Annotated in this window: 23 protein-coding genes and 2 tRNA genes; 8 read left to right on the top strand and 17 right to left on the bottom strand. The window is 70.6% G+C overall.

Features of this window, described 5'->3' with window-relative positions; all coding sequences use genetic code 11:
• The first annotated feature begins 148 nt into the window (after positions 1 to 148).
• Entirely contained in the window at positions 149 to 949 is an 801-nt protein-coding gene (gene hisN, locus ACIRC0_RS11115; RefSeq protein ID WP_403614205.1) for a histidinol-phosphatase, read from the top strand.
• A gap of 305 nt (positions 950 to 1254) precedes the next feature.
• A complete protein-coding gene (locus ACIRC0_RS11110) occupies positions 1255 to 1650 on the top strand; it encodes a cyclic nucleotide-binding/CBS domain-containing protein (RefSeq protein ID WP_403614202.1) in 396 nt (131 codons plus the stop codon).
• 109 nt (positions 1651 to 1759) lie between these two features.
• Here ACIRC0_RS11110 and ACIRC0_RS11105 read toward each other — a convergent pair whose 3' ends face one another.
• On the bottom strand, positions 1760 to 3220 hold the full coding sequence (locus ACIRC0_RS11105) for a catalase (RefSeq protein ID WP_403614200.1): 1461 nt from the start codon (positions 3218 to 3220) through the stop codon (positions 1760 to 1762).
• Between the two features lie 152 nt (positions 3221 to 3372).
• Here ACIRC0_RS11105 and ACIRC0_RS11100 point away from each other — a divergent pair, with 152 nt between their 5' ends.
• A complete protein-coding gene (locus ACIRC0_RS11100) occupies positions 3373 to 3789 on the top strand; it encodes a Fur family transcriptional regulator (RefSeq protein WP_200419219.1) in 417 nt (138 codons plus the stop codon).
• A gap of 116 nt (positions 3790 to 3905) precedes the next feature.
• Here the strand turns inward: ACIRC0_RS11100 and ACIRC0_RS11095 are convergent.
• The 4 genes from ACIRC0_RS11095 to ACIRC0_RS11080 form a co-directional block, all read right to left on the bottom strand.
• Positions 3906 to 3979 (bottom strand) — tRNA-Met (locus ACIRC0_RS11095).
• 89 nt (positions 3980 to 4068) lie between these two features.
• Positions 4069 to 6009: a sel1 repeat family protein gene (locus ACIRC0_RS11090; RefSeq protein ID WP_403614198.1), complete on the bottom strand. Its 1941-nt coding sequence runs from the start codon at positions 6007 to 6009 to the stop codon at positions 4069 to 4071.
• Positions 6010 to 6237: 228 nt separating this feature from the next.
• Positions 6238 to 6311: transfer RNA gene (locus ACIRC0_RS11085), tRNA-Met, on the bottom strand.
• Between the two features lie 42 nt (positions 6312 to 6353).
• A complete protein-coding gene (locus ACIRC0_RS11080) occupies positions 6354 to 9338 on the bottom strand; it encodes a UPF0182 family protein (protein WP_403614717.1) in 2985 nt (994 codons plus the stop codon).
• A gap of 174 nt (positions 9339 to 9512) precedes the next feature.
• Here ACIRC0_RS11080 and ACIRC0_RS11075 point away from each other — a divergent pair, with 174 nt between their 5' ends.
• The gene (locus ACIRC0_RS11075; protein WP_403614195.1) at positions 9513 to 10055 is read left to right on the top strand and encodes a PPA1309 family protein; all 543 of its coding nucleotides are present in this window, start codon (positions 9513 to 9515) and stop codon (positions 10053 to 10055) included.
• Between the two features lie 70 nt (positions 10056 to 10125).
• Here ACIRC0_RS11075 and ACIRC0_RS11070 read toward each other — a convergent pair whose 3' ends face one another.
• The 4 genes from ACIRC0_RS11070 to ACIRC0_RS11055 form a co-directional block, all read right to left on the bottom strand.
• The gene (locus tag ACIRC0_RS11070; RefSeq protein WP_403614192.1) at positions 10126 to 11223 is read right to left on the bottom strand and encodes a PDZ domain-containing protein; all 1098 of its coding nucleotides are present in this window, start codon (positions 11221 to 11223) and stop codon (positions 10126 to 10128) included.
• A gap of 84 nt (positions 11224 to 11307) precedes the next feature.
• The gene (locus ACIRC0_RS11065) at positions 11308 to 11439 is read right to left on the bottom strand and encodes a hypothetical protein (RefSeq protein ID WP_366024263.1); all 132 of its coding nucleotides are present in this window, start codon (positions 11437 to 11439) and stop codon (positions 11308 to 11310) included.
• 239 nt (positions 11440 to 11678) lie between these two features.
• Entirely contained in the window at positions 11679 to 12137 is a 459-nt protein-coding gene (locus ACIRC0_RS11060; RefSeq protein WP_403614190.1) for a molybdenum cofactor biosynthesis protein MoaE, read from the bottom strand.
• A 276-nt stretch (positions 12138 to 12413) separates the two neighbouring features.
• The gene (locus ACIRC0_RS11055; RefSeq protein ID WP_403614187.1) at positions 12414 to 13526 is read right to left on the bottom strand and encodes an SDR family oxidoreductase; all 1113 of its coding nucleotides are present in this window, start codon (positions 13524 to 13526) and stop codon (positions 12414 to 12416) included.
• Positions 13527 to 13717: 191 nt separating this feature from the next.
• Between ACIRC0_RS11055 and ACIRC0_RS11050 the strand changes: the two genes are divergently transcribed.
• Together ACIRC0_RS11050 and ACIRC0_RS11045 are read left to right on the top strand one after the other, a co-directional pair.
• Positions 13718 to 15151, top strand: coding sequence for a zinc-dependent metalloprotease (locus ACIRC0_RS11050; RefSeq protein WP_403614185.1), 1434 nt, complete (start codon positions 13718 to 13720; stop codon positions 15149 to 15151).
• Positions 15148 to 15663 (top strand): NUDIX hydrolase, encoded by a 516-nt coding sequence (locus tag ACIRC0_RS11045; protein WP_403614183.1) that lies wholly within the window; start codon positions 15148 to 15150, stop codon positions 15661 to 15663. Before ACIRC0_RS11050 ends, ACIRC0_RS11045 begins: the two co-directional genes overlap by 4 nt.
• Positions 15664 to 15714: 51 nt before the next feature.
• Here the strand turns inward: ACIRC0_RS11045 and ACIRC0_RS11040 are convergent, their stop codons facing one another.
• The 4 genes from ACIRC0_RS11040 to ACIRC0_RS11025 all read right to left on the bottom strand — a co-directional run bounded on the left by ACIRC0_RS11040 (position 15715) and on the right by ACIRC0_RS11025 (position 19628).
• Entirely contained in the window at positions 15715 to 16470 is a 756-nt protein-coding gene (locus ACIRC0_RS11040) for an AIM24 family protein (protein ID WP_403614181.1), read from the bottom strand.
• A gap of 17 nt (positions 16471 to 16487) precedes the next feature.
• The gene (locus ACIRC0_RS11035) at positions 16488 to 17168 is read right to left on the bottom strand and encodes an AIM24 family protein (RefSeq protein ID WP_403614178.1); all 681 of its coding nucleotides are present in this window, start codon (positions 17166 to 17168) and stop codon (positions 16488 to 16490) included.
• Positions 17169 to 17179: 11 nt separating this feature from the next.
• Positions 17180 to 18829, bottom strand: coding sequence for a TerD family protein (locus ACIRC0_RS11030; protein WP_403614175.1), 1650 nt, complete (start codon positions 18827 to 18829; stop codon positions 17180 to 17182).
• Between the two features lie 202 nt (positions 18830 to 19031).
• A complete protein-coding gene (locus ACIRC0_RS11025) occupies positions 19032 to 19628 on the bottom strand; it encodes a M48 family metallopeptidase (RefSeq protein ID WP_403614172.1) in 597 nt (198 codons plus the stop codon).
• 223 nt (positions 19629 to 19851) lie between these two features.
• On the opposite strand from ACIRC0_RS11025, the gene ACIRC0_RS11020 reads away from it, so the two are divergent.
• Together ACIRC0_RS11020 and ACIRC0_RS11015 are read left to right on the top strand one after the other, a co-directional pair.
• Positions 19852 to 21075: a ThiF family adenylyltransferase gene (locus tag ACIRC0_RS11020; RefSeq protein ID WP_403614169.1), complete on the top strand. Its 1224-nt coding sequence runs from the start codon at positions 19852 to 19854 to the stop codon at positions 21073 to 21075.
• On the top strand, positions 21068 to 22441 hold the full coding sequence (locus ACIRC0_RS11015; RefSeq protein WP_403614166.1) for an ABC1 kinase family protein: 1374 nt from the start codon (positions 21068 to 21070) through the stop codon (positions 22439 to 22441). Before ACIRC0_RS11020 ends, ACIRC0_RS11015 begins: the two co-directional genes overlap by 8 nt.
• 129 nt (positions 22442 to 22570) lie before the next feature.
• Here ACIRC0_RS11015 and ACIRC0_RS11010 read toward each other — a convergent pair whose 3' ends face one another.
• The 4 genes from ACIRC0_RS11010 to ACIRC0_RS10995 all read right to left on the bottom strand — a co-directional run bounded on the left by ACIRC0_RS11010 (position 22571) and on the right by ACIRC0_RS10995 (position 26155).
• Positions 22571 to 22894, bottom strand: a complete 324-nt coding sequence (locus tag ACIRC0_RS11010; protein WP_403614164.1) for a hypothetical protein — start codon at positions 22892 to 22894, stop codon at positions 22571 to 22573.
• Complete coding sequence (locus ACIRC0_RS11005; RefSeq protein WP_019072119.1) at positions 22891 to 23259, bottom strand: WhiB family transcriptional regulator; 369 nt, start codon at positions 23257 to 23259, stop codon at positions 22891 to 22893. The genes ACIRC0_RS11010 and ACIRC0_RS11005 overlap by 4 nt, the downstream gene beginning before the upstream one ends.
• A gap of 175 nt (positions 23260 to 23434) precedes the next feature.
• Positions 23435 to 23755, bottom strand: coding sequence for a hypothetical protein (locus tag ACIRC0_RS11000; RefSeq protein ID WP_403614162.1), 321 nt, complete (start codon positions 23753 to 23755; stop codon positions 23435 to 23437).
• A 165-nt stretch (positions 23756 to 23920) separates the two neighbouring features.
• On the bottom strand, positions 23921 to 26155 hold the full coding sequence (locus ACIRC0_RS10995) for an ATP-dependent DNA helicase UvrD2 (RefSeq protein WP_403614160.1): 2235 nt from the start codon (positions 26153 to 26155) through the stop codon (positions 23921 to 23923).
• Positions 26156 to 26161: the final 6 nt, after the last annotated feature.

Below are 26161 nucleotides of genomic sequence, written 5' to 3'. Positions count from 1 at the left end.
GTCAAGGGTTCCCGGCGGCATTGAAGGGCGCGTACCGGCCGTCACACGCCGCGATCACACGGCAGCGCGGGGCCGCCCGCGGAGGCGCCCCAGGAAGATCCCGCGTCCCGTGTGGCCGGTCCGGCGAAGGGGCAGATACGGTTCGGTCATGCCCGACTATCTCGATGACCTGCGGCTCGCCCATGTGCTCGCGGACGCGGCCGACGCCGCGACCACGGGCCGGTTCAAGGCCCTTGACCTCAAGGTCGAGACGAAACCGGACATGACACCGGTGAGCGAGGCGGACAAGGCGGCCGAGGAGCTCATCCGCGGCCAGCTCCAGCGCGCCCGGCCGCGCGACGCGATCCTCGGCGAGGAGTACGGCGTCGAGGGCACGGGTCCGCGCCGCTGGGTGATCGACCCGATCGACGGCACCAAGAACTACGTGCGGGGCGTGCCGGTGTGGGCCACGCTGATCTCGCTGATGGAGGCGGGCGAAGGGGGCTACCAGCCCGTCGTCGGTGTCGTCTCGGCGCCCGCGCTGGGGCGCCGTTGGTGGGCGGCGAAGGGGCACGGCGCGTTCACGGGGCGCAGTCTGTCCTCGGCGTCGCGGCTGCACGTCTCGCGCGTCTCAAGGCTGTCGGACGCGTCCTTCGCGTACTCCTCGCTGTCCGGCTGGGAGGAGCAGGGCCGGCTGAACGGCTTCCTCGACCTGACGCGCGTGGTGTGGCGCACCCGCGGCTACGGCGACTTCTGGCCGTACATGATGGTCGCGGAGGGGTCGGTGGACATCTGCGCCGAGCCGGAGCTGTCGCTGTGGGACATGGCGGCGAACGCGATCATCGTGACGGAGGCCGGCGGCTCCTTCACCGGCCTCGACGGCCGCCCGGGCCCGCACAGCGGCAACGCGGCTGCGTCCAACGGGCTGCTCCACGACACCCTGCTCGACTATCTGAACGACCGGTACTAGTCCATACCGGATGTGAACGACCGGTACTGGCCCCTACCGGCCGGTACGAGACACCAGGGGTGCACAGTGGTGGTTCTGTGCACCGCGAGCGCCCCTGAACTCGCGTCGTGCGCCCTCTTGTTGACCGGCCCTTTGCCTGGGAACCTAGGCATCACCCACTTGTGAATTTGTGAAGCCTGGGGCGGGCGTTTCCGGCGGGCGGCATCCTACGGTTCCGGAGCCCTGAGCCAGTGCGGTCGAGTGGGTTCGGTCCAGCGCACTCGCACTTGTAGCTCCAGCGCACTCGTAGGAGGTGGCTCCGCCCCATGCTCGTCCGCGACGCCATGAGCACCGTGGTCCTCACCATCGGCCCCGCACACACTCTCCGCCAGGCAGCAGCCCTGATGTCCGCCCGCCGGGTCGGCGCGGCCGTGGTCCTCGACCCGGACGCCGGCGGCCCCGGCATCCTCACCGAGCGCGACATCCTCAACTCCGTCGGCCTGGGCCAGAGCCCGGACATCGAACGGGCCCAGGCCCACACCACCATGGACGTCGTGTTCGCCGCGCCGTCCTGGACCCTCGAGGAGGCCGCGCGGGCCATGGCCCACGGCGGTTTCCGGCATCTGATCGTCCTGGACGACGACGAACCGGTCGGCGTCGTCTCGGTCCGCGACATCATCCGCTGCTGGGCCCCGGCCCACCGCCCGGCAGCGGTGAGCTGATGCACCACGGTGCCTGTACGGACAATCCGTACAGGCACCGCACTCGACCGCGACCATCGCTCGGGCGACCCCGACGGCGGGCAACCAGGTCCGCGTGAGCGGCGCCGGTTCAGTCGCGAAGGGGGCGCAGGGCCTGCACCGCGGCCTCCAGGCGCTTGCCGAAGTCGTCGTCGGCCCGACGGAAGTTGTCGATCGCGCGCTCGACGATGTCGTCGTGCGAGACCTGCGAGAGGGAGCCCGCGAGGTTGCCGATCAGGCGCTCCCTCTCGTCCTCGGACATCAGGCGGTACAGGTTGCCCGCCTGCACGAAGTCGTTGTCCTCGGCGTGCACCGGGGCCTCGTGGTTGCCCGTGGCGCCCTGCACCGGGACCGGCTGCCACAGTGGCCGGTCGGTCTGGGACGGGCCGCCGAAGCTGTTCGGCTCGTAGTTCCTGGCGCCCTTGTGGCGGCCGTCGTACAGGAAGCCGTCCCGGCCGTGGGTGCGCGCCTCGGTGGCGTGCGGGCGGTTCACCGGCAGCTGGTCGGCGTTGATGCCGACGCGGTAGCGGTGCGCGTCGCCGTAGGCGAACAGGCGACCCTGGAGCATCTTGTCCGGGGAGGGACCGATACCGGGCACGAAGTGGGCGGGGCTGAAGATCGACTGCTCGACCTCGGCGAAGACGTTCTCCGGATTGCGGTTGAGCTCGAGCTTGCCGATCTCGACCAGCGGGTAGTCGCCGTGCGGCCACACCTTGGTCAGGTCGAAGGGGTTGAAGCGGTAGGTCGCCGCCTCGGCCGCGGGCATGATCTGGACGGAGACGGTCCAGGTCGGGTACTCGCCCCGCTCGATGGCCTCGCGCAGGTCGCGCTGGTGGGAGTCGGGGTCCTTGCCCGCGAGGATCCCGGCCTCCTCGGCGGTGAGGTTCTTGATCCCCTGGTCGGTCTTGAAGTGGTACTTGACCCAGAAGACCTCGCCGGCCTCGTTGTTCCACTGGAAGGTGTGCGAACCGAAGCCGTCCATGTGGCGGTAGGACGCCGGGATGCCGCGGTCGCCGAAGAGCCAGGTCACCTGGTGGGTGCTCTCCGGGCTGAGGCTCCAGAAGTCCCAGACGTTGTCCGCCTCCTGGCTGCCCGTGTACGGGTCGCGCTTCTGGGTGTGGATGAAGTCGGGGAACTTGATGGCGTCCTTGATGAAGAAGACCGGGGTGTTGTTGCCGACGAGGTCGTAGTTGCCCTCTTCGGTGTAGAACTTCAGCGCGAAACCGCGCGGGTCGCGGACGGCGTCCGCGGCGCCGAGGTTGCCGGCCACGGTCGAGAAGCGCAGGAAGACCTCGGTCTGCTTGCCGATCTCGGAGAGGAAGGCGGCACGCGTGTACGGGGTGACATCGGCGGTGACCGTGAAGGTGCCGTAGGCACCCGCGCCCCGGGCGTGCACCACTCGCTCCGGGATGCGCTCCCTGTTGAAGCGGGCGAGCTTCTCCAGCAGGAGCTGGTCCTGAACGAGAACCGGGCCGCCGACGCCTGCCGTCTCGCTGTTCTGGTTGTCGGCCACCGGAGCACCGGCTTCCGTCGTGAGCGGTCCCTGCGTCACCTGAGCCTCCTGAGTCACTGCCACTGCCTTCTTCCAGCCCGGTCACCCGACCAGCGCTGAACTCGATCCTATATTAGACGAAGTCCAAGTCAAGCAGGCATCCAAAGTCACACCTATTCGGAAACTGGTCCCTTGCTGTTAGGCTGGGGGGTATGAGTGACCTGTTGGAACGGCTGCGCGGACGTGGATGGCGGATGACCGCGCAGCGGCGCGTCGTGGCCGAGGTCCTCGACGGCGAGCACGTCCACCTGACGGCCGACGAGGTGCACGCGCGTGCCGTCGCGAAGCTGCCGGAGATCTCCCGGGCAACCGTCTACAACACGCTGGGTGAGCTGGTGTCCCTCGGCGAGGTGCTCGAGGTCGCCACGGACAAGCGCGCCAAGCGGTACGACCCGAACGCGCACCGGCCGCACCACCACCTGGTGTGCGCCAACTGCGGCACGATCCGCGACGTCCACCCGATGGGCAACCCGCTGGCGGACCTCCCCGACTCGGAGCGCTTCGGCTTCACGGTGTCGGACGTAGAAGTGACGTATCGCGGGCTGTGCCCGAACTGCGCGGCGGCGTAGCGGCGCTTCCCCGGGCTTTGCGTCCGCCCGCGCAAGGGGCGCATCACAGCGTCACAAGGGACGCATCAACAGACCGAGGCCGGAACCCATTTGGGCTTCCGGCCTCGGTCTTTCAGTAGCGGGGACAGGATTTGAACCTGCGACCTCTGGGTTATGAGCCCAGCGAGCTACCGAGCTGCTCCACCCCGCGTCGGTGAACGCAACACTACGTCAACGACAAGGACAGAGGCAAATCGCTTCAGCGGCCCCCGCTCCTCCGGTGCCCGCAGCGGCTCTCCGTCACGCCGACAGCTCCTCCCGCAGAGCGTCCCGCAACCGCGCCGCCCGCTCCGTCACCTCCGCCGGCCCCAGCGACACAGCCCGGTCGGCCCACCGCTGCCCCTCCGCCAGCTCCCCCCGACGCGCGTAGACCAGCGCCAGGCGCAACGCCGCCCGACCGTGCCCGGCGTCGGCCGCCCGGGTCCACCACAGCGCGGCCTCCGGCTCGCTCCCCTCCCGCGCCAGCAGCAGCCCCAGATTGAACGCGCCGTTGCGCGACCCGCCCTCCGCCGCCTCCCGGTACCACCGCGCCGCCTCCACCACGTCCCCCCGCGCGGCGGCCAGCATCCCGACCCTTACCTGCGCCCGCCGGTGCCCCTGCGAGGCGGCACGCTCGTACCACTCCTCGCACTCGCTCTTCTCCTGCGACGGCTCCCCCAGCTCGTGCGCGGGCGCCGGGGGCCGCCGCGCGTCCAGGAGCGTGGCCAGCCGGTACGCCGCCTCCGCGCTGCCGCCCCCCGCGGCGCAGCGCAGATGCCGCTCGGCCGTCTGCTCGTCCCCCTGACGCAGCCGGGCGATCCCGACCTGGAGCGCCGCCTCGGTGTGCCCGGCGGCAGCCGCCCGCTCGTACCATCCGAGGGCCGTGTCGTCGTCGCCCCGCCCGGCGTAGAGGATGCCCAGGTTGAACGCGGCGTCCACGCTCCCCGCCTCCGCCGCCTTGGAGAACCACGGTTCCGCCCCCGTCGCGTCCCCGCCCTGCAGCAGCAGGATGGCGAGCGCGTTCGCCGCCTCCCGATGCCCGGCGTACGCCGCGCGCCGGTACCACTGCTCGGCCTGCGCGGTACGCCCCTGCTCGGCACAGAGCAGCCCCAGGTTGTACGCGCCGTTGACGTCGCCCGCGTCCATCGCCGCCCGGTACCACCGCTCGGCGGTCTGGGTCTCTCCACGCTCGGCGTGCAGGGCGCCGAGCGCGTTCGCCGCGTTGCCGTCGCCCTCCTGGGCGGCTCTGAGCCACCACACCGCGGCGCTCTCGGTGTCCCCCGCGTCCCGCAGCAGGAAGCCGAGCGCGCAGGCGGCCCGCGCCTCGCCGTCCTTCGCGCTGGTCAGGTACCAGCGACCGGCCTCCTTCAGATCGCCCCGCCGCTCCAGGATCGCCCCGAGGTGCAGCGCCGCCCGCCGGTGCCCGCGCGCGGCGGCCTGCCGGTACCACTGCTCGGCCTCCTCGAGCGCGGACGTCTCGAGCGCGGACGTCTCGACACCGTTGTCGGCGCCGGCCTCCTGCTCACACAGCGCCCTGCGGTCGAGCGTTCTCGCCAACCGGTACGCGGCCTCACGGTGCCCGCGCTCCGCGGCGGCCCGCATCCACTGCTCGGCGCTGTCGTCACCGCGGTGCTCCAGCAGGTCGGCGAGCGCGTACGCGCCCAGAACATGCCCCTGCTCGGCCGCCTGGCGCAGCCAGTACTCGGCCGCCGGCTCGTCCCCGCGCTCACGGTGGTGCCGCCCGAGCGCGTGCGCGGCCGCGGCGGACCCGGCGACGGCGGCGATGCGCCACCAGCCGGCCGCCTCCTCGGCGTATCCGCGCTGGTGCAGAAGGACACCCAGGTTGTTGGCGGCGGCGCGGTCGCCCGCGGCGGTGGCGGCGCGCAGCTGGGGCTCGGCCCCGTCGAGATCGCCGCGGCGCAGCAGCATGGCCCCGAGGACACTCATCGCCTGGACGTCGCCGGCCTCGGCGGCGAGCCGCTGCCGCGCCTCCTCTGCCGCCTCACCGGCCTCGTCCCCCTCGACGGCCTGATCGACGGAGGGGTCGACGGAGGAATCGGCCGAGTGGTCGACGGACTGGTGGGCGAGCCGGTGGGCGGACATGTCGGCGGACTGCTCGGCCGGCCGGTCCACGAGCCGGTCGGCGGACCGCGCAAATCGGCCCGTCCCGAACAGAGTTGCCTTGTCCCCCATAACGTCCATCGTCGCACCACCTGCAACCTGGGTACACCTGGTATACCGCAGCCAGTGAGGTCACTTCAGCGTTTTGTCGACATGCCCACAGAGAGACAAGTCAAACACAGAAGTGGCCAACTGCCCCCACAAGCAGCCGCATTTCAGGCAAGTCGCCTGGTCACGCCGTACGCCCCTCGTGTCGCACACACGTCGAGGGCCCGGATCCACGATCAGGATCCGGGCCCTCGACTTCAGTAGCGGGGACAGGATTTGAACCTGCGACCTCTGGGTTATGAGCCCAGCGAGCTACCGAGCTGCTCCACCCCGCGCCGTTGTTTACCCACCGTATCACGGCGCGGGAGGGGCCTGGTTCAGCCCCCGCCGGAAGCGCTCGGGGAACTCCTGGGCGAACCGCTCGGGCTGCCGCTCGGCGAACTGCCGGGCGAGCTGCCGGGAGTGGCGGAGGGACTGCTGCCGCTCCCGCCGCTGCCACCGCCACTGGTCTTCCCGGCCTTGGTCTGGGCCTCCTCGGCCCGCTTCAGCGCGTCCTGGAGGTCCTTCTGCGCCCGCCCGTACGCTTCCCAGTCGCCCTTCTTGAGGGCCTCCTGGCCCGCGTCGAAGGCCTTCTGGGCGTCCTGGAGTGCCTGTTGGACGGTCGGGTTGCCGGGCGTCGGCTGGTTGCCGGTCCCGGTGTCCGGCGGCGGGGTGGGACCCTGTGCGCCGAAGACCTTGTTCAGCGCCTCGTCGAGCGTGTCCTCGAACGCGGTGTTGCCGCCGTAGGTCACCAACACCTTGCGCAGCAGCGGGTACTTGAGCCCGCCGCCGCGGACGTAGACGGGTTCCACGTACAGCAGTCCCCCGTCGAGCGGCACGGTCAGCAGGTTGCCGTACTCGATGTCGGAGTCGCCGCCCTTCAGCAGCCTGATCGACTCGGCGATGCTCTGCTCGGAGTTGAACTGGCTCTGGACCTGCTTCGGCCCGTCCACCGTTCTGCTCGTCGGCAGCTTCAGGATTCTGATCTTGCCGTAGTCGGGGGTGCCCGCCTCGGAGTCGACCGCCATGAAGGCGCTCAGGTTGTCACGGCCGTTCGGCGTGAGCGTCGTCGTCAGGGAGAACGCCTGCGCCTGCTGGTCGGGCATCTTCATGCTCAGGTAGTACGGCGGCACCGCGTTGCCCGTCTTGTTCGTCGGGTCGTCGGGCACCTGCCAGACCTCGCTGCCGCTGAGGAACGTCTGCGCGTCCTTGACGTGGTAGCGGGTCAGCAGCTCGCGCTGGACCTTGAACAGGTCCTGCGGGTAGCGCAGATGGGACATCAGCGACGGCGAGATGTCGCTCCGCGGCTTCACGGTGCCCGGGAACGCCTTCATCCAGGTCTTCAGGACGGGGTCCTCGGTGTCCCACTGGTAGAGCTTGACCTCGCCCGTGTACGCGTCGACGGTCGCCTTCACCGAGTTGCGGATGTAGTTGACCTGGTTCTGCTGGGCCATCACCGCGCGCTGGGTGTTGCCCGCGGTCAGCGAGTCGGCCGTCGTGTCACCCAACGTCGTACGGGAGGAGTACGGATAGCCGTTCGACGTCGTGTAGGCGTCGACGATCCACTGGATGCGGCCGTCGACGACCGCGGGGTAGGCGTCACCGTCGATGGTCAGCCACGGCGCGACCGCCTCGACGCGCTCCTTGGGCGTGCGGTTGTACAGGATCCGCGAGCCGTCGCCTATGGCGCCGGAGTAGAGGATCTGCGGCTCGCTGAACGCCACCGCGTATGCGGCCCGGTTGATCGGGTTGGAGAGGCTGACCCCGCTCTTGCCCCGGTAGCTGGTGGTCTTCTCGCCGTTGTCGTCGGAGTAGTCGATCTCCTTCTGGGGACCGCCGACGATCGAGTACGTGCTGGTCTTCTCGCCGTAGTAGATCCGCTGTTCGTACGTCCCCAGGTCACCGGTCGACGGCAGGTCGGACTCGGTGAAGACGGGCTGGCCGTTGGCGTCGGCGGTGGTGCCCTTGGCGGCGACCACACCGTAGCCGTGGGTGTAGCGGAAGTGGTCGTTGATCCAGTTGTTCTTCGGAATGCCGTTCAGGTTCAGCTCACGCAGACCGATGACCGTGTCCTGGTCCTTGCCGTCCTTCGTGTACCGGTCGACGTCCAGGTTGGTCGGGAAGGCGTAGTAGTTCTTCATCTGCTGGAGCTGCTGGAACGTCGGCGAGACGATGTTCGGGTCCAGCAGGCGGATGCTCGCCGTGGCGTCCGCGGCGTCGCGCAGCGTGCTCTTGTCCTTGGTGCTGCTCGTCCCGGCGTACTCGCTGACCTGGGCGTCGTCGATGCCGTAGGCCTCGCGGGTCGCCTTGAGGTTCTTGTCGACGTACGGCGCCTCCTTGGCCTGCTCGTTCGGCTGGACCTGGAACTTCTGGACGATCGCCGGGTACAGCCCGCCGATGAGGATCGCCGAGAGCACCATCAGGCCGAAGCCGATCACGGGCAGCTGCCAGGTGCGCCGCCACAGGGTGGCGAAGAACAGCAGCGCGCAGATGACCGCGATGCAGAACAGGATCGTCTTGGCCGGCAGGTAGGCGTTCGCGTCGACGTACCGCAGGCCCGTCCAGTTGCCGGTCGCCTTGAAGTCGCTGGACTTGACCGCCAGTCCGTACCGGTCGAGCCAGTAGGCGACCGCCTTCAGGGCGACGAAGACACCGAGCAGCACGGACAGGTGCCCGGTGGCGGCGGCCGTGGCGCGCGCTCCCGGGGAGGTGATCCTCAGCCCGCCGTACAGGTAGTGGGTGAGCGCGGCGGCGATCAGCGACAGGACCGTGGCGGCGAAGCCGAAACCGAGCAGGAAGCGGTACCAGGGCAGGTCGAAGGCGTAGAAGGAGACGTCCAGGTGGAACTGGGGGTCCTTCTGGTGGAACGGCACGCCGTTCACCCACATCAGCCAGGTCCGCCACTGGCTGGACGCCGACGCGCCCGCGACCAGGCCCACCAGGGCGGTGATCCCGAGCAGCAGCCACGTCTTGTAGGGCGCGATCCCCATCCGGTAGCGGTCCAGGCTCTGCTGCTCCATGGACATGGCGCTCAGCGGCGGACGCAGCCGGTGCGCGAGCCAGATGTTGACGCCGACCGCTGCCGCCATCAGCAGACCGAAGACGAAGAAGAGCCCGATCTTGGTCCACAGGGTGGTGGTGAAGACGGACGAGTACTTCACCGACCGGTACCAGAGCCAGTCCGTCCAGAAGCCGGCGAACATGACGAACGCCATACCGAGGACGGCGAGGACCCCGAGCGTCATGAGCAGGGTCCGGGCCCGCCCGGACGGGCGGCCCACTCTGATCCGTGGCCCCGTCGGGCCTCCGCCGCGGTCCGGCATCTGGAAAGCCAAGGTGCGCACCTCGAAGTTCGCTGTTGATCCGAGTTGATCCGTCAGGCCCCCGTGAACGCGGACCATGGATGAGGCTCCACGATCGCGGAGCCTCACCTATGCAACTTACTGGCGCTTTACTCGGTTCCCGCTTCCGGGTGGGAACGAGGCAGGATTGTGACCATGTCCAACACTCCCATGGCAGCGAACCCGCTCACCCGGGCCGTGCTCGAGATCGACGAGTACGCCTCCGGCCTCGGCTGGGACCAGCCCGCTCGCCTCTTCGCCCTCGTCGACACCGCGCGTCTGCGGACCGAGGAGCCCGCGCTCGCGACCCAGCTCGGCCTGGAGGTCGAGTCCGAGGCCGCGGGCCTCACCCCGATCGAGCAGGACGAGATCCCTGCCGACCGGCCGCTGGACGAGTTCCTCGGCACCATCGCCTGGCCCGACGCGGTGGCCGGCTGTGCGCTCACGGTGGAGCGGCTGATGCTGCCGCCGTCCGCGGAGTCCCAGGTCCCCCAGGGACTGAGCGAGAAGAAGCTGGCCGCGTGGGTCGCCGAGCACCCGGAGCGCCAGGAGGTGCGGATGACGGTGGCGGTGCTGCGGGACGGCGCGCGGGAGTCGGCGCTGCGGCTGCGCGAGAAGGACTCGCCGACGGAGGTGTTGACGGGCCCGGACCTGGTGCCGGGCCTGGCGGAGGCACTGGCGGCGACGTTCGAGGACTGAGCGCTCCGCGTACACGTGGGGGCGCCTGGAGGTTTCCGGGCGCCCCCCACTCATGTGAAGGCTCTGCCCGTCAGCCCTTGGCGGTGCACTTCGGCAGATCGGCTGTCTTGCCGGTGCGGATGTCCTTGAGGGCGTTCAGGGCGTCCTCGATGGTGTTGACCTTGACGAGGGTGAGCCCCTTGGGGGTGTCCTTGGCGGCGGCCGCGCAGTTGTCCTTGGGAGTCAGGAAGTACTGGGCGCCCTTGCTGCGCGCGCCGACGGTCTTCATCTCGACACCGCCGATCGGCCCGACCTGGCCGTCGTCGCCGATGGTGCCGGTGCCGGCGACGAACTTGCCGCCGGTGAGGCTGCCCGGGGTGAGCTTGTCGTAGATGCCGAGCGCGAACATCAGCCCGGCGCTCGGTCCGCCCACGTCGGCGAGCTTGATGTCGATGGTGAACGGGAAGGTGTGATCGGTCCCGGCGGAGATCCCGACGATGGCGCGCTCCCTGCCGGTGTCGTGGGACCTCGTCGTGGTGATCGTCACGTCCTTGGTTTCGGAGGCCGTCTTGTGCGCCTTCTCGGCGGCGACCTGCTCCTTGGCGGGCACGATCGTGAACACGACCTTCTCGCCGGGCTTGTGCTTGGTGACCAGCTTGGCGACGTCCTCGGGCACCTTCACGGCACTGCCGTCGACGGCCTTGATGACATCACCGGCGTGCAGCTTGCCCTCGGCGGGCGACCCCTTGAGCACGGTGGAGACGATCACCCAGGACGTCACCGGGATGCCCAGCTCCTTCAGGGCGGCCACCTTGGCGCTCTCCTGGGACTGGCTGAACTCCTCGGCGTTCTCCTGCGTGGACTGCTGTTCGGTCTTGCCGTCCGGGTAGAGCGTGTCGTGCGGGACCACCTTGGTGTCGTGCGCCAGCCAGCCGTAGACGGCCTCCACCAGGTTCATGTTGTAGTCGGCGCTGGTGACCCGGACGGTGGTCATGTTCAGGTGTCCGCTCGTCGGGTATGTCCTGCGCCCGGAGATCTGCAGCACCGGCTGGCCGTCGTGGTCGTCCAGGGTGTTCACCGTCGGCCCCGGGGACATCTCCGAGTACGGCACTTTGATGAACACTCCCGCACACAGGAGCGCGATCAGCATCAAGGTGGAGGCGAGCATCGTCGCGGTGCGGCGTGGCATGGAACGACAGTACGGGACGGTGCTGTCAGCGGACCGTCAGGGCCGTCCGTGCGAGCACGGGCGGCCCCTGGATCCTCGGCGCGCTCAGCCGCCCGAGTGGGACCTCTCCATGGCCTCGCGGAAACGCGCGTACCCGGCGAGCTCGGAGCCGTCGCCCGCGGCCTTGCGGTTCCGACTGGCCCAACTGCCCCACAGTCCTGCACCGATCGCAGCCATAAGCGGAATCAGCAACCAGGCGAGCGCCGCCATGCCGACCTCCCAACCCCGATGAGCGACCGCAACTGACTGATCAGCAGATTAATCATCCGCAATGTCAACGCTCACGCGAGGGGTACGGTTACGCAACCGGAGCCCGGGTGAGAGGTTGGTTAACCCCAGGAGAGGTATGGGCTCCCCCACTCAGCAGGCACCCACCCGCCCTCCCGTCGCCCGGCCACCACCCCTCAACGACGGCGCTACGCGCCGACCCATTCATCGGTGCCATCGGAGAACCTCTGGTGCTTCCAGATGGGCACCTCGTGCTTGAGGTCGTCGATGAGCTTGCGGCAGGCCTCGAAGGCCTCGCCCCGGTGGGGACAGGCCACGGCGACGACGACGGCGAGATCACCTACGCGCAGGTCCCCCACACGGTGCACCGCCGCGAGCGCCCGCACGGGGTACTCGGCGACGACCTTCTCGGCGATGCGCCGCATCTCGGCCTCGGCGGTCGGATGGCACGAGTACCCGAGCGCGTCGACGTCGGCCCCGTCGTCATGGTTGCGCACGGTCCCGACGAACATGGCGATCCCTCCGGCGGCGTCGTCCCCGACGGCCCGGAAGACCTCGTCGACGGAGAGCGGGGTGTCCCTGATGGCCAGCAGCTTGATCGGCTCGTCCGCCACCTGCTCACCGGGGTGATCACTGTTGGGTGCCATGCCCCCATCGTGCCGTACGCCTGCGACAACCAGGAACAGTCCGCTGTGCTCGGCTCAGCGGAGCCCGGCCACATCCAGCCCGTCCGGGGCCCTCCTCGAAGAGCTTCGGAGAGTTAGAGGACGAGGCCGAAGGCAGATGAGCGGGGTCTGGGGGCGTAGCTCCCGAGCAAGGGTGCAGGGGACGCAGTCCCCGGCGGGGACCGGGGGGCGGAGCCCCGGGGGATGGGAAGGACAAGGGCGGCGGGGGCGATCCCCCTCGGCCCCCCAGCCAACCCCTCAGCCCCTCCGCCGCGCCTTCCGTGCTCTCCGCACCACCGCCGCCGCACCCAGCAGAGCGACCGTCGCCCCCGCGGCTCCCGCCGCCGTCGCGTCCTTGCGTCCCAGCCGCCGCCCCACCACGGTGTGCCGCCCGGCCACCTCCTCCAGCAGCTCGGCCAGCACCTCCTCGTTCGTCCACTTCGGCCGCCACCCGGCGTCGTGCAGCCGACTCCCGCTCACGACCCACGGGTACATCGTGTACGCGAGGTCCCCGGCCGGCGACGGCGTCAGCCCGATCCGGTGCAGCCGGGCCGCCGCGCCCAGCGCGACCGCGGACGGCAGCTCCATCCGCCGGATCCCGCTCAGCTCCTCGACCTCCTCCTGCTCCAGCCACCCCTCGCACCCGACGGCCAGTTCCCCCTCCACCTTCTCCAGAACGGCGTACTCCAGGGCACTGCACAGGTCCTCGACGTGGCAGAACTGCCACGCCGGCCGCGACCCCGCCACCACCAGAAGCCGAGGCGACTCGAAGTACCTGGTCAGCGCCGTGTCCGTGCCCCCGACCAGCACAGCGGGCCGCACCACGGTCACGTTGAGCCCCGGATGCGCCCTCGGCGCCCGCCGCGCGAGCCGCTCGATCTCCAGCAGGTCTCCGACCCCGGTCGCCTCCGCCGTCGCCCGCAGCTCGGCGTCCTCCGACAGCGGCAGCTCGTTGTCCGGCAACGCCCCGTAGACCATCGCGGACGTGCACAGCACCACCCGGTGCACCCCGGCGGCCGCCGCCGCGGTCAGCACGGTCTGCGTTCCGCGCACGTTGTACGCCGTACGCGCCGCCGGGTCCGTCTCCAGGTCCAGGTCGAGCGCCAGGTGCACCACCACGTCCGCACCCCGCAGCTTCTCCGCGATCGCCGGGTCCCGCACGTCCAGGATGTGCCACCGCGCCGCCGCGCACTCCCCGCGCCGCTCGTCGATGGCGACGACCTGCCTGATCTCGTCGGACGCGGCGAGCCGCTCGGTGAGCAGCGCGCCGACCCCGGACGCGGCGCCGGTGACCGCGACGACGGGCCCGCGGATGGCGGGACTGGTTGAATGGTTTCGCGCTGCGCGAACCTGCGGATCTGGGGAACTCACCGGGCGTCTCCAGCGGTTGTCTTCCATACGGACGCAAAGCACGCGTGCGTACCAGGTGGCATCCATCCTGCCGCAGGCCGGGAGTCGGCGAAGCACCCAGGCCCGATCGGGTCAAGGTGTCTACGCTGGGTGGTGTTGTCGGGCAGCCAGCCGCCGGAAGGAACCGGTGGCCTTACCAGCCGAGGAATCCCGTGAGTGACACCCCATTCGGATTCGGCCTTCCGCCGGAGGAGCCGGAGAACGGCGACGAGGGCAAGAAGAAGGACCAGCAGAGCGGCGGTGGTCAGGGACCGGCCAACCCGTTCGGTTTCGGGCTGCCCGGAGCCGGCGGAGCCGGAGCCGACAACCCGCTCGCAGCGATGTTCGGTTCCCTGAACCCCACCGACCTGGGCGCCGCCTTCCAGCAGCTGGGCCAGATGCTCTCCTACGAGGGCGGCCCGGTGAACTGGGACATGGCCAAGCAGATCGCCCGCCAGACGGTCTCCCAGGGCACCCCCGACGGCACCAAGGACCAGAGCGTGAGCCCCGGCGAGCGCTCCGCCGTGGAGGAGGCCGTCCGCCTGGCCGACCTGTGGCTCGACGACGCGACGTCGCTGCCGTCCGGATCGGGCTCCGCGGTGGCCTGGAGCCGCGCGGAGTGGGTCGAGGCCACCCTGCCGGTGTGGAAGGAGCTCGTCGACCCGGTCGCCGAGCGCGTCGGCGCGGCCATGGGCGACGTCCTGCCGGAGGAGATGCAGGCCATGGCGGGCCCGCTGATCGGCATGATGCGCTCCATGGGCGGCGCCATGTTCGGTACGCAGATCGGACAGGCCGTCGGTGTGCTCGCCGGCGAGGTCGTCGGCTCCACCGACATCGGTCTGCCGCTCGGCCCGGCCGGGAAGGCCGCTCTGCTGCCGCTGAACGTCGAGGTGTTCGGCAAGGATCTGGGCGTGCCCAAGGAGGAGGTGCGGCTGTACCTCGCGCTGCGCGAGGCCGCCCACCAGCGCCTGTTCGCGCACGTGCCGTGGCTGCGCTCGCACCTGTTCGGCGCCGTCGAGGGCTACGCCCGCGGCATCAAGGTCGACACGGCGAAGCTGGAGGACGTGGTCGGCCAGTTCGACCCGCAGAACCCGGAGGAGCTGCAGCAGGCGCTCCAGCAGGGCATGTTCCAGCCGGAGGACACACCGGAGCAGAAGGCGGCCCTGGCCCGTCTGGAGACGGCGCTGGCGCTCGTCGAGGGCTGGGTGGACGCGGTGGTGCACGCGGCCGCGAAGCCGCGCCTGGCCTCCGCGGACGCACTGCGCGAAACCCTGCGCCGCCGTCGCGCCTCGGGCGGCCCGGCCGAGCAGACGTTCGCCACGCTGATCGGCCTGGAGCTGCGCCCGCGCCGGCTGCGGGACGCCTCCCGTCTGTGGGCGTCGCTCACGGACGCGCGCGGTGTGGACGGCCGGGACGGCCTGTGGGCCCACCCGGACATGCTGCCGACGGCGTCCGACCTGGACGACCCGGACGGCTTCGTACACCGCGAGCAGATCGACTTCTCCGAGCTGGACAAGATGCTCGGCGAGGCGGCGGACGGCTCCGCTCCGAAGCCTGACCTGAAGAAGAAGGACGACGGCGAAGCCGAGGGTGACGACGCCGAGTGAGCCTCTACGACGACGCGGTCCTCGTGCTCAAGTCCTACGAGGACCAGGAAGAGCTGCGCCAGGCCTATCTGGATCACCTCCAGGCGCACCCGGACGGCATGTGGAAGTCCTGTGGGGACGGGCACATCACCGCGAGCGCACTGGTGATCGACCCCGAGCACGGCCGGGTGCTTCTGACCCTCCATAAGAAGATCCGGATGTGGCTGCAGATGGGCGGCCACTGCGAGCCGGACGACGCGACGCTGGCGGACGCGGCACAGCGCGAGGCGACCGAGGAGTCGGGCATCGAGGGACTGATCCTGCTGCCGGGCGGGCCGGTGCGCCTGGACCGGCATCACACGCCGTGCGCCTGGCACCTCGACGTCCAGTACGCGGCGCTCGCCCCGGCCGGTGCCGTGGAGGCGATCAGCGACGAGTCCCTGGACCTGCGCTGGTTCCCGTACGCCGAGGTGGCGGACGTGGCGGACGACTCCGTCGTACGGCTGCTGGAGGCGACGCGCGCCAGGCTGTGAAGGTGTGAACGGGCAAGGGTGACCGCCGCTGCGGTCACCCCTCACTCATGCTCAGCTCCAGACGTTGCCCTGGTTCTGTCCCCGTGCCCCTTGCTGCCCCATGCCGAACTGCGCGGCCAGCCCCTGCCCGATCTGGGCGTTCTGCGGCGGCAGCAGCTCGCTGGGCTGCACCAGCGCGAAGCCGTTGCCCATGAAGCTGAGCTCCCAGCCCTCACCGGTGTTGCCGCGGCGCCGCCACACCCCGGAGGAGTGCGTCTGGGCCTGCATCTGCACCCGCAGGCCGGTGGACCAGGCGACGATCGCGTCGGCGTCGCAGTTGACGTACTTGTCCGGCGTGACCTGCAGCAGCAGCGGCGCACCCGACGTCATCAGCGCGACCTTGCCGCGGCCGGTGATGTTGAGCTGGTACTTGCCGGAGCCGGAGATCCCGTACAGGCTGTCGACGGCGATGACCTCATGGTGCAGCGAGGAGTCCATCGCGAGGACGTAACTGCTGTCGACGGTCAGCCCGTCCTGCTCGACGTCCATGATGTGCACGTGCTGGGCGAGGTTGGCGAGGTAGACGGTGCCCTGTCCGTGACAGCGCATCAGGTCCAGGCCCTCGCCCGTGTGGGCACGCGCACGCCGCTGACCGCCGCTCTGGTACTCGGCGTCGAACTCGATGAGCCCCTGGTAGGCGACCATGGTGCCCTTGCGCGCCAGGACGTCGTCGTGGCCCTCCATCAGGACGCGCAGCATCTGCGGGTTCTGCAGGCTGTAGCGCTCCTGGGTCTGCTGCTCGTTGTAGGCGAAAAGCGAGCTCTGCATGGTGTGCGGTTTCCCCCTCAGCCCCGGATCCGGAGGCGGTCGGTGCTGTCCTCGCTGGGCTGGACGACCACGATGCCCTGCCCTGAGAACGCCATCTGGTAGGCCTCGCCGCTGCCGCGCCCGATGAGCGACTGCGCCTTGAAGCTGCGCTTGCCCTTCACCTTGAGGTTCGGTGACCAGGCGACGAGGGCGTCCGGGTCGACGTACGTCTCGTCCTCGCCTCCGCCGCAGTCGACCACGATCGGGGTGCCCCGGGAGGTAAGGGCCACCCAGCCCTGCCCGGAGATCTTCGTGTTCCACAGGCCCTGTCCGGCGAACTTGGCGAGTCCCTTGACGCGTTCCACACCCCACTGCAGGTGGGCGTCGAAGGCGAGCAGGTTGGTGGCGTTCACGGAGATCGCGTCGCCGCCCAGGTTGATGACGACGACGTTCGCCCCGTAGTCGGCGAGGTAGAGCAGACCGTCGCCGGAGCACTTCATCAGGGGCGCACCCTCGCCGGTCATCCAGTCCCGCGCGACCTGGCGCACGGCGGGCGGGTTGGGCTCGTACTGGATGAACCCTTCGTAGGCGACCATCGAGCCGACGCGCGCGAGGAGGTCGTTTCCGGTCTGCATGGCGACCTTCAGCATGTGGCTGCCGTGGTTCTCCATGCGGGCGGTGACGGGTGCGGGGGCGTAGCCCGCGAGCGGCTGGTTCATGACGGGCTCCCTCAGACCTCGTACGGCTGGACGACGACGAAATTGCCGGGCGCGGCGCGGAACTGCAGGTTGACGCCCTCCCCGGTGTGGCCCGGGTAGGCGTTGCGGCGCATGCGCACCTGACTGGAGACGATCACCTGGGCGGCGGCCGACCAGGCGACGACGGCGTTGGAGTCCACGAACGTCGTCGGGGTGACGGGCAGCACCACGGGTGCGCCGTGCGTCTTGACGACGATCGTGCCGGTCCCCTGGAACTGCATGGTGAACAGGGCGCCCCCGGGGATGCCGTGCCCCTCGATGCGCCGCACCTCGTGCTGGAGGGATTCGTCGAAGGCGAGGACGTTCTCCGCGGAGACACAGATCGCGTCCCCCTGGAGCTCGATCGGGTGCAGATCGGTGGCGTTCTCCGCGAGGAACACCTGCCCCTGGCCCGTGCAGCGCATGAGCTGCATCTCCTGGCCGGTGGCGTTGCCCACGATCCGCCCGGCGAAGCCGGCGCCCTTGTAGCCGAAGTCGACCTTGCCCTGGTAGAGCACCATGCTGCCCTGGCGGGCCAGTACGGGCTGGCCGCCGATGCCGAGGTCCACGCGGACGAGCTTCTTGTTCTGCTGCGTCCACCGCTGCCCGGTGGGCGTCTCCTTGAACGCCTGCAACGCGGCGGCCACACCGGCGGCCTGCGGAGCGCCCTGGGGAGCGCCGTACGGGGAGGGGGCGCCGGGCGGGGCGGGGTACTGGCCGGGAGCCTGGCCGTACGGCGGCTGCTGTGCGTATCCGGGTGGCATCGACGCGGCCGGCTGCTGTCCGTATCCGGGCGGGGGGCCGGGCGGAGCGGGCGGCTGGGCGTGCGGCGCCGGGCCCGGCGGCGGCACGGCTCCGGCGGGAGGCGTGTTCAGGGGCGCGACGATGGTGGGCGCGGCGTGCACGGAGGGAGCGGGCGCCGGGGCGTGCGGATTGGCTCCCTGAGACGGCGCGTAGCCCTGGGGGACGGGCTGCGGCATCGGCGCGGGAGCGGGTGCCGGAGGTGCGGGGGGTGCGGGCGCCGGAGCAGGTGCGGCGGGGGCGGCGAACGCCGGCGGGGCGAACCCCGGGGCGGCTCCGGTCCGCGGCTGCTGCGGGGCGGGCGTCTGCTCCTCATCGAGGACCTCCCCGCCGAAGTTCTTCAGCAGTGCCTCGAGGCCGCCGTCGAAACCCTGCCCGACCGCGGCGAACCGCCAGACGTCCTTGAGGTAGAAGTCGCCCAGCATGACGGCGCGTTCGGTGGTGAACTCCGAGCCGCTGAAGGGGTAGCGGGCCACTTCCTCGCCGCCCGCGACGATACGCAGGTACCCGGGGCCGATCTGCGACATCTGTCCGGTGCCGTCGATCGTCGCCGTGAAGGACAGCTTGTGGATGTGCGGCGGGATCTTGTCGAGCGTGACCCGGAAGGACTCCGTGTCCCCCGCCTGCGGACCGAGGAGCTGAATGGCCTCCTCCGGCGTCTTCGGCTGGTTGAAGAAGACGAAGTACCGGTCGTCCGAGAGCCGTTCGTCGGCGTCCAGCCCGAAGCAGCTGATGTCGAAGGCCAGTCCCGGCCCGGAGATCTGCACCCCTACGTACAGGTCCGTGCCCGCCGTGAGGTCACTGATCCTGGCCTTGTGGCCGCGTTGGAATTCCCTGGCCATGCGTAACGACCGTCCCCCATCCCGAATGCGAGTGCGTCGCGCCAGGCTAACGGCAAACGCACGGAGCGGAGCGAGCCGGTACAGACCCGGTACACAACCGCATCGTCGCGAGGACCCGACTGCTTCTGGCCGCTCTGCGGCGTGCGCGCGGAGTACGGAAGTGACTCGTACGACCGCTGAGACCGGTGCGGGCGGGGCGCCTCTACTCCTCGTCCTGCGCCGGCCGGTACGGCAGCCGGTCGGCCGCGACCACCCCTTCCAGATAGCCGCGGGCACGCTCGGTGCGCGGATACGCCTCCAGCAACCGCCAGAAACGCGGCCCGTGTCCCGGTACGAGCAGATGTGCGAGCTCGTGCAGCAGGACGTAGTCGATGACGTACTCGGGCATGCCCTGCAGCCGGTGCGACAGACGGATGCTGCCCTCGGTCGGGGTGCACGAGCCCCAGCGTGTGTTCTGGTTGGTGACCCAGCGGACCGAGGCGGGCCGCGCCCGGCCGTCCAGGTACTGCAGCGACAGCCGCTCGGCGCGCTCGGCCAGATCGGCGTCGCCGATCACCCGGCGGCTCTCCTGGGCGGCCAGTTTGTCGAGCATGACGGTCACCCAGCGCTGCTCCTCCGCCTTGGACATCCGAGCGGGGATGAGCACGACGGTGCGATCACCTTCGCGGTACGCGGACACCGTTCTACGGCGTCGCGCGCTTCTGCGAACCTCGATCGCGCTCGTCCCCGAGCCGCTCGGCGGCTGGCTCGTCGTGCTGCGCTGTGGCTTTCCGGCACGGTGTGGTGGGTCGGCGGGCACGCCCCGACGTTACCCGCTGCACACGGGGGAAGTCCCGCCTCCGGCGCGGTTCCGCACCTATCCCCACCCCCGCGCACTTGATTCATATGACGAACGCCTCCGCCTGTGGACAACTCTCGGCACGCTCCCGCCGGGTCCAGGCATGCTGGCATGCGTCGGCGGACCGACACATCCGCCGCCACATGACGACGTACTGGCGCATTACGGACTACGGGGGCCGGTCATGCATCCGATGGTGAAGCCCGCGCTGCGGCGCGGCTGGCGCGATCTGAACACCGTCCAGTTCGGGATGGCACCCGCGCACGCGATGGTGCTGGGACCGGTGGACACCGCGACGGGCAGCTTCCTCACCCTGCTCGACGGCACCCGCGGGCTGCCGCTGCTGCGCGAGGAGGCCCGCCGCATGGGCCTGCCGGACGGACACGTCGACGCGCTCGTGGGCAGTCTGTCGGGCGCGGGCCTGCTCGACGACGCCACCGGCGGTGGCCCGCAGGCCGACAGCCTCCGCGGCAAGGCGACCCTCCTCGACCGCCTCCGTGCCGATCTGGCATCCCTGTCCCTGGTCACCCGCTCACCCGGCGAGGCCGCCCGGCGTCTGGCCGCCCGCCGCTCCCTCCGCGTCCAGGTCCGCGGCGCGGGCCGTGTGGGCGTCCTCCTCGCCTCGCTCCTCGCGGGCGTCGGCGTCGGCGAGGTCGACGTCCGCGACACCGGCTGCGTCGAGCCGTGGGACGTGGCCCCGGGCGGCTTGCTGGCGGACGCGATCGGCGAGCGCAGAGAGGAGGCGGCCCGCCGTGCGGTCCGCGCGGCCGCCCCCGACCGGTCCCCGCGCCGGGAACGCGCCGCGCGCCGCTCTCTCCACGACGACCCGGACCCCGGCTTCTCGCTGGTGATCCTCGCCCCGCGCGACGGCGTCGACGTGCACGCTCCCGACCCGCTCGGCGCGGAACCGCTGATCGCCTCGGGAACACCCCATCTGTATGCGGGTGTCGCGGAAGGCACGGGCATCGTCGGCCCGTTCGTCCTGCCGGGCGAGACGAGCTGCGCCGGCTGCCTCGACCGGGGGCGCGCCGACCGGGACGAGACCTGGCCACGTCTGGTCGCCCAGTGGCGCTCGGGGCGCCCGCCCCAGGTCCAGGCGTGCGACCTGGCGTTGGCGACCGCCGTCGCGGGAGTCGCCGTCGGGCACGCGCTCGCCTTCCTGGACGGCTCCGAGCCCGCCAGCTCGGGCGCACGCTGGGAGGCGTCCGTACCCCGGTTCGATTGGCACGCCCGGCCGGTGTGGGCGCATCCCGCATGCGGATGCGGCGCGACGGAGAGAGGTAACGAAGGACACACCTCAAAGGACGAGGAGCCGCGCGAGACAATGGCGGAGCAACGGCCGTCGAGGAACCTCTCCCGCAAGGCACACGCGGCACGGCTGTCTGGGACTTGGAGGGCGCATGTCTGATCTTCCCCGGAAGGCGGTCACCCGGACCGCCAAGCTCGCCGCGCTCCCGCTCGGCTTCGCCGGGCGGGCTACCTGGGGGCTCGGCAAACGGATCGTCGGCGAGTCCGCGGAGATGGTCGGCCGCGAACTTCAACAGCGCACAGCCGAACAACTGTTCAAGGTGCTCGGGGAGCTCAAGGGCGGCGCGATGAAGTTCGGGCAGGCCCTGTCCGTCTTCGAGTCGGCGCTCCCCGAAGAGGTCGCCGGCCCCTACCGCGCGGCCCTGACCAAGCTTCAGGAGGCGGCCCCGCCGATGCCGACGCGCACGGTGCACGGGGTCCTCGAGGCGAGGCTCGGCGCGGACTGGCAGGACCTGTTTCTGGAATTCGAGGACAAGCCGTCGGCGGCGGCCTCGATCGGGCAGGTGCATCGCGGGGTGTGGCACGACGGCCGCGAGGTCGCGGTCAAGGTCCAGTACCCGGGCGCGGGCGACGCCCTGCTCTCCGACCTGAACCAACTCAGCCGTTTCGCCCGTCTGCTGGGCCCCCTGATCCCGGGCATGGACATCAAGCCGCTGATCGCGGAGCTGCGCGACCGGGTTTCGGAGGAGCTGGATTACGGGCTGGAGGCGCAGGCGCAGCGGGCCCACGCGGAGGAGTTCGCGGGCGACCCCGACGTCACGGTGCCGGCGGTGGTGCACCAGTGCGAGCAGGTCCTGGTGACCGAGTGGATCGACGGCATACCGCTGTCGGAGGTGATCGCCGACGGCACCCCGGAGCAGCGGGACCGCGCCGGGCAGTTGCTGGCCCGCTTCCTCTTCTCTGGTCCGGCCCGTACGGGCCTGCTCCACGCGGACCCGCATCCGGGCAACTTCCGTCTCCTGCCCGGCCCCCGCCGCGGTGAGGGGAAGGACGGCTGGCGCCTCGGCGTCCTGGACTTCGGCACGGTCGACCGCCTGCCGGGCGGCCTGCCCACCCCGATCGGGCACTCCCTGCGCATGACCCTGGAGGGGGACGCCCAATCGGTGTACGAACTGCTCTGCGAGGAGGGCTTCGTCAAGGAGTCCATCGCACTCGACCCCGACGCGGTCCTCGACTACCTCCTCCCGATCATCGAACCGGCACAGGCGGAGGAATTCACCTTCACCCGCGGCTGGATGCGCAGCCAGGCGGCCCGTATCGCCGACCCGCGCTCACCCGCCCACCAGCTGGGCAAGCAGCTCAACCTTCCTCCGGCCTACCTCCTCATCCACCGGGTGACCCTGAGCACGATCGGCGTGCTGTGCCAGCTGGGCGCGACGGTCCGCCTGCGTGACGAACTGGAGGAGTGGCTGCCGGGCTTCCTGCCGGATGAGGCACCGGAGGAGGAGCCGGCGGCGGAGGCCTGACCGGCCTGGCCCCGCACCGGTCCGGGCTGCCCGTGGGCGACCGGTTCGCCCCGCATCTCCCAACGCGCCGCAGGGGCCGGCCCCTCGGGCCGGCCCCTGCGTGGTTGTCCTGGTGCCGACGGCGGTCGGCTACTGCATCACGGCCATGGCGAGCGCTCGGCGGGCGCGCAGCGAGGCGCGCTCGGCCCGGCGCTGCATCCGGCGGGCCACCGCCAGACGCACCGCCTGGCGTTCCCGCTCGGCCTCGTGCAGCCGCTCGTGCATATGCGCACGAGCCAGGGCTTCTGGGATGAGTTGCATCTCTCGGGTCCTGTTCTGACGCGAGGCGTTCGCGCCGCTGGTGGTGACGTCTGGGATCGCGGAGCCCATGGGCTCACTCGTGGACGGCTTCATCGGGGCCTGCTTCTTGGGGTCGTGCGTGAGGGGGCGGTCGATCGTTCCTGCGGTGTTCATGCCGTGACCGGGTTCTTGCGCGGGCGGCCACGCGGCCGCTTCCGGGCGACGACGACACCCTGGACGAAGAGCTCGCCACCCCAGACGCCCCAGGGCTCACGCCGCTCCTTGGCGCCGGCGAGGCAGGCCTCGATCAGCGGGCAGGTACGGCAGAGGGACTTGGCGTACTCGACGTCGGCCGGCGACTCGGCGAAGAAGACCTCCGGGTCGTACGAGCGGCACGGGACGGGTACGCCGAGGTTCTCGATGGCGTCGTCGAGCGCGGTCAGCGCGGTGAGCGGGGTCAAGGTGGAGTCCTCCGTGAGGCCGGGCGGGGGGATCGTTTCGGAAGGCGGTACGGACGGGGCGTGCGCTTCGAGTTGCACGGTTCGTCTTCCTCGTCTGGTCGTTCCGGTCCGATCGGACCGGGTGGCGGCTGGTACCGGGTTCTTTTCTTGTCCCGAGGCCCCTTCGCTCCGCCGTCCCCGTTCGGGGAAAACAGAAGGGCCGCGGATCCCGGATGGGGTTCCGCGGCCCTGAAGGCGCCGGCCTGATCATCGATCAGGCTGGATCACTCCAGGGTTCTGGCCCACGGAAGGCCCACATCAGGTGGTGCTGCGTCGTCTGCTTCCGGAATCCGGCACCGGCCGCCGCAAAGGCATAGGCATGGGCCTGTGCCACTACTGCTTCCAGTGCCTTGGTCGGTCGCTCATTGCGCTCGCGGATGGGAAGACCCGCGAGAGACAGGGAGGACGCCGGACGCACGGCACGAATGCCGGACAGACCGGTGCCCAGGTCGGAGGCGCCGAGCATGCACGTGGAGACGACCGAGCGATCGGTCAGTTTGGCGGTGCTGGTGGAGCGGGTGCTGATGCTGATCACTTCAATCGCCTCCTCTCGGCGTCTCGGGGGACTGGGGTGAGCCAGTCCGACGGATATGCAAGTACAACACGGAATCAGGGCCTCCGAGAAGGCCGCTGTCCCCGTGGCTAAGAACCTATGGGGATCGCTGGGGCATGCGCAAACTATTTTTTCGACGAGTTGGTATCAGTCACCGTTGTCCTGTTCCCCGACATCGCGACCTGCGCAGATGGCCAGAACATCGGCTCCGTAGCGGCCCAGTTTGCGCGCTCCGACCCCCGGAATGCGGGCCAGTTCACGTTCATCGGCGGGCGTGGCCTCGGCGATCGCGATCAGCGTCCTGTCGGTGAAGACGCAGAACGCGGGCTGCCCGCTGCGCTGCGCCTGCACCGACCGCCACTCACGCAGCCGTTCGTACAGGCCCTCGTCCATGTCGGAGGGGCAGTCGTCACAGCGCATCAGCTTCATCTCCCCCGCCTCGGACAGCGTGCGCCCGCAGACCCGGCAGCGGGCCGGAGTTCTGCTGGTACGGCGTGGGGCGAGGGCCGTGGCGGCCGTGCTGAAGGCGCTGACGCCCCGTTCGATGCCTCCGGTGCCCCCGGTGGAGGTACGGCCGGTGGTGGCGGAGGAGCCGGGACGCAGTCCGTCGAGGAAGCGGCTCGGCCGTCTCACCGGGCGGCCACCCGGTGAGCGGGACAGGGACCAGGAGACGTGGAGGCGTTCCCTCGCGCGGGTGACGCCGACGTACAGGAGGCGGCGCTCCTCCTCGATCTGCTCGTCGGTCCTCGCGTAGGTGATGGGCATCATGCCCTCGGCGACCCCGACGACGAAGACGGCATCCCACTCCAGCCCCTTGGCGGAGTGCAGGGAGGCAAGGGTGACGCCCTGCACGGTCGGGGCGTGCTGGGCGTTCGCCCGCTCGTCGAGTTCCGCCACCAGGTCGCCGAGGGTGGCGCCGGGTTTGGCCGCGGCGAAGTCCTGGGCCAGGTTCACGAGCGCGGCCAGCGACTCCCACCGCTCTCTGACGGCTCCGGAGCCCGCGGGCGGCACGGATGTCCATCCTTCGCCCGCAAGGACGGCACGCACCTGGGAGGGCAGGTCGACGGCGTCGTCGAGGAGGGAGTCGTTCGCGCCGAAGCGGGCGGCGCCGCGCAGGGCGACGCCCGCCTTGCGCACCTCGGGGCGGTCGAAGAACCGTTCGGCGCCACGGAGCTGATAGGGCACCCCGACGTCCGCGAGGGCTTGTTCGTAGATCTCGGACTGGGAGTTGGTGCGGAACAGGATGGCGATCTCGGACGCGGGCACACCGTCGGCGAGCAGGTCGCGGATGCGGCGGGCGGCGCCCTCCGCCTCGGCGGGCTCGTCGGCGTACTCCGTGTAGACGGGTTCCGGGCCGGGGTCGCGCTGCGAGACCAGTTCGAGGCGGTGTTCGGCGGCGCGCCCCCGGGCCTGGGCGAGCAGGCCGTTGGCGAGGTGGACGACCTGCGGGGTGGAGCGGTAGTCCCGGACCAGCTTGACGACCGTGGCTCCTGGGTGGCGGATACGGAAGTCGAGCAGGTAATCGGGCGTGGCGCCGGTGAAGGAGTAGATCGTCTGGCTGGCGTCGCCGACCACGCACAGGTTGTCGCGGTCGCCGAGCCACAACTCCAGCAGACGCTGCTGCAGGGGGCTGACGTCCTGGTACTCGTCGACGACGAAGTGCTGGTACTGGGCACGGACCTCCTCCGCGATGTCGTGCCGGTCCTGGAGGATGCCGACGGTGAGGAGGAGGACGTCCTCGAAGTCGATGACGCCGCGTTCCCGCTTGAGGTCTTCGTAGGCGGCGTAGAGCTGGGCGATCTCGGCGGGGTCGCGGGGCGCTTCGCGGCCGGTCTTGGCGGCCGCGGCGGCGTAGTCGGCGGGGACGGTCTGGGTGACCTTGGACCATTCGATCTCGGCCGTGGCGTCCCGTAGCTCGTTGCGGTCGAGACGGATGCGGCAGGCGGTGGCCGCGTCCGCGACGATCTGCACCTTGCGGTCGACGATCTTCGGGAGGCTGCCGCCGATCGCTTTCGGCCAGAAGTACTGGAGCTGGCGCAGGGCGGCGGAGTGGAAGGTACGGGCCTGGACGCCGGCGGCACCGAGCTGGCGGAGGCGCCCGCGCATCTCGCCCGCGGCACGGTTGGTGAAGGTGACAGCGAGCACGCTGGAGGGCTGGAGGATGCCGGCCCGCACTCCGTAGGCGATGCGGTGGGTGATGGCCCGTGTCTTGCCGGTGCCGGCGCCGGCCAGCACGCACACCGGTCCGTGCAGGGCGGTCGCCACCTCGCGCTGCTCGGGGTCGAGCCCTTCGAGCACGGCGTCCGCCCCGCTCGGCGGAGCCGAGTACGGGGAACTGCCGGAAACCGGGGAGAAGAGGGTGGAATGCCTTGCTGCTGTCACCCCGCC

This window comes from Streptomyces sp. NPDC093984, from assembly GCF_044764595.1.
GTDB lineage: Bacteria > Actinomycetota > Actinomycetes > Streptomycetales > Streptomycetaceae > Streptomyces > Streptomyces cynarae.
The sequence above is the reverse complement of the archived record's forward strand: the minus strand, read 5'-3'. Positions and strand labels throughout refer to the sequence as shown.

Bases quoted from the DNA above. Each gene is read 5' to 3' on its own strand.
- ACIRC0_RS11020 (WP_403614169.1), top strand. From the start codon at position 19,852: ATGCATCCGATGGTGAAGCCCGCGCTGCGGCGCGGCTGGCGCGATCTG.
- ACIRC0_RS11010 (WP_403614164.1), bottom strand. From the start codon at position 22,894: ATGAACACCGCAGGAACGATCGACCGCCCCCTCACGCACGACCCCAAG.
- ACIRC0_RS11090 (WP_403614198.1), bottom strand. From the start codon at position 6,009: ATGGACGTTATGGGGGACAAGGCAACTCTGTTCGGGACGGGCCGATTT.
- ACIRC0_RS11075 (WP_403614195.1), top strand. From the start codon at position 9,513: ATGTCCAACACTCCCATGGCAGCGAACCCGCTCACCCGGGCCGTGCTC.
- ACIRC0_RS11065 (WP_366024263.1), bottom strand. From the start codon at position 11,439: ATGGCTGCGATCGGTGCAGGACTGTGGGGCAGTTGGGCCAGTCGGAAC.
- ACIRC0_RS11070 (WP_403614192.1), bottom strand. From the start codon at position 11,223: ATGCCACGCCGCACCGCGACGATGCTCGCCTCCACCTTGATGCTGATC.
- ACIRC0_RS11030 (WP_403614175.1), bottom strand. From the start codon at position 18,829: ATGGCCAGGGAATTCCAACGCGGCCACAAGGCCAGGATCAGTGACCTC.
- hisN (WP_403614205.1), top strand. From the start codon at position 149: ATGCCCGACTATCTCGATGACCTGCGGCTCGCCCATGTGCTCGCGGAC.
- ACIRC0_RS11060 (WP_403614190.1), bottom strand. From the start codon at position 12,137: ATGGCACCCAACAGTGATCACCCCGGTGAGCAGGTGGCGGACGAGCCG.
- ACIRC0_RS11035 (WP_403614178.1), bottom strand. From the start codon at position 17,168: ATGAACCAGCCGCTCGCGGGCTACGCCCCCGCACCCGTCACCGCCCGC.
- ACIRC0_RS11015 (WP_403614166.1), top strand. From the start codon at position 21,068: ATGTCTGATCTTCCCCGGAAGGCGGTCACCCGGACCGCCAAGCTCGCC.
- ACIRC0_RS11080 (WP_403614717.1), bottom strand. From the start codon at position 9,338: ATGCCGGACCGCGGCGGAGGCCCGACGGGGCCACGGATCAGAGTGGGC.
- ACIRC0_RS11040 (WP_403614181.1), bottom strand. From the start codon at position 16,470: ATGCAGAGCTCGCTTTTCGCCTACAACGAGCAGCAGACCCAGGAGCGC.
- ACIRC0_RS11110 (WP_403614202.1), top strand. From the start codon at position 1,255: ATGCTCGTCCGCGACGCCATGAGCACCGTGGTCCTCACCATCGGCCCC.
- ACIRC0_RS11100 (WP_200419219.1), top strand. From the start codon at position 3,373: ATGAGTGACCTGTTGGAACGGCTGCGCGGACGTGGATGGCGGATGACC.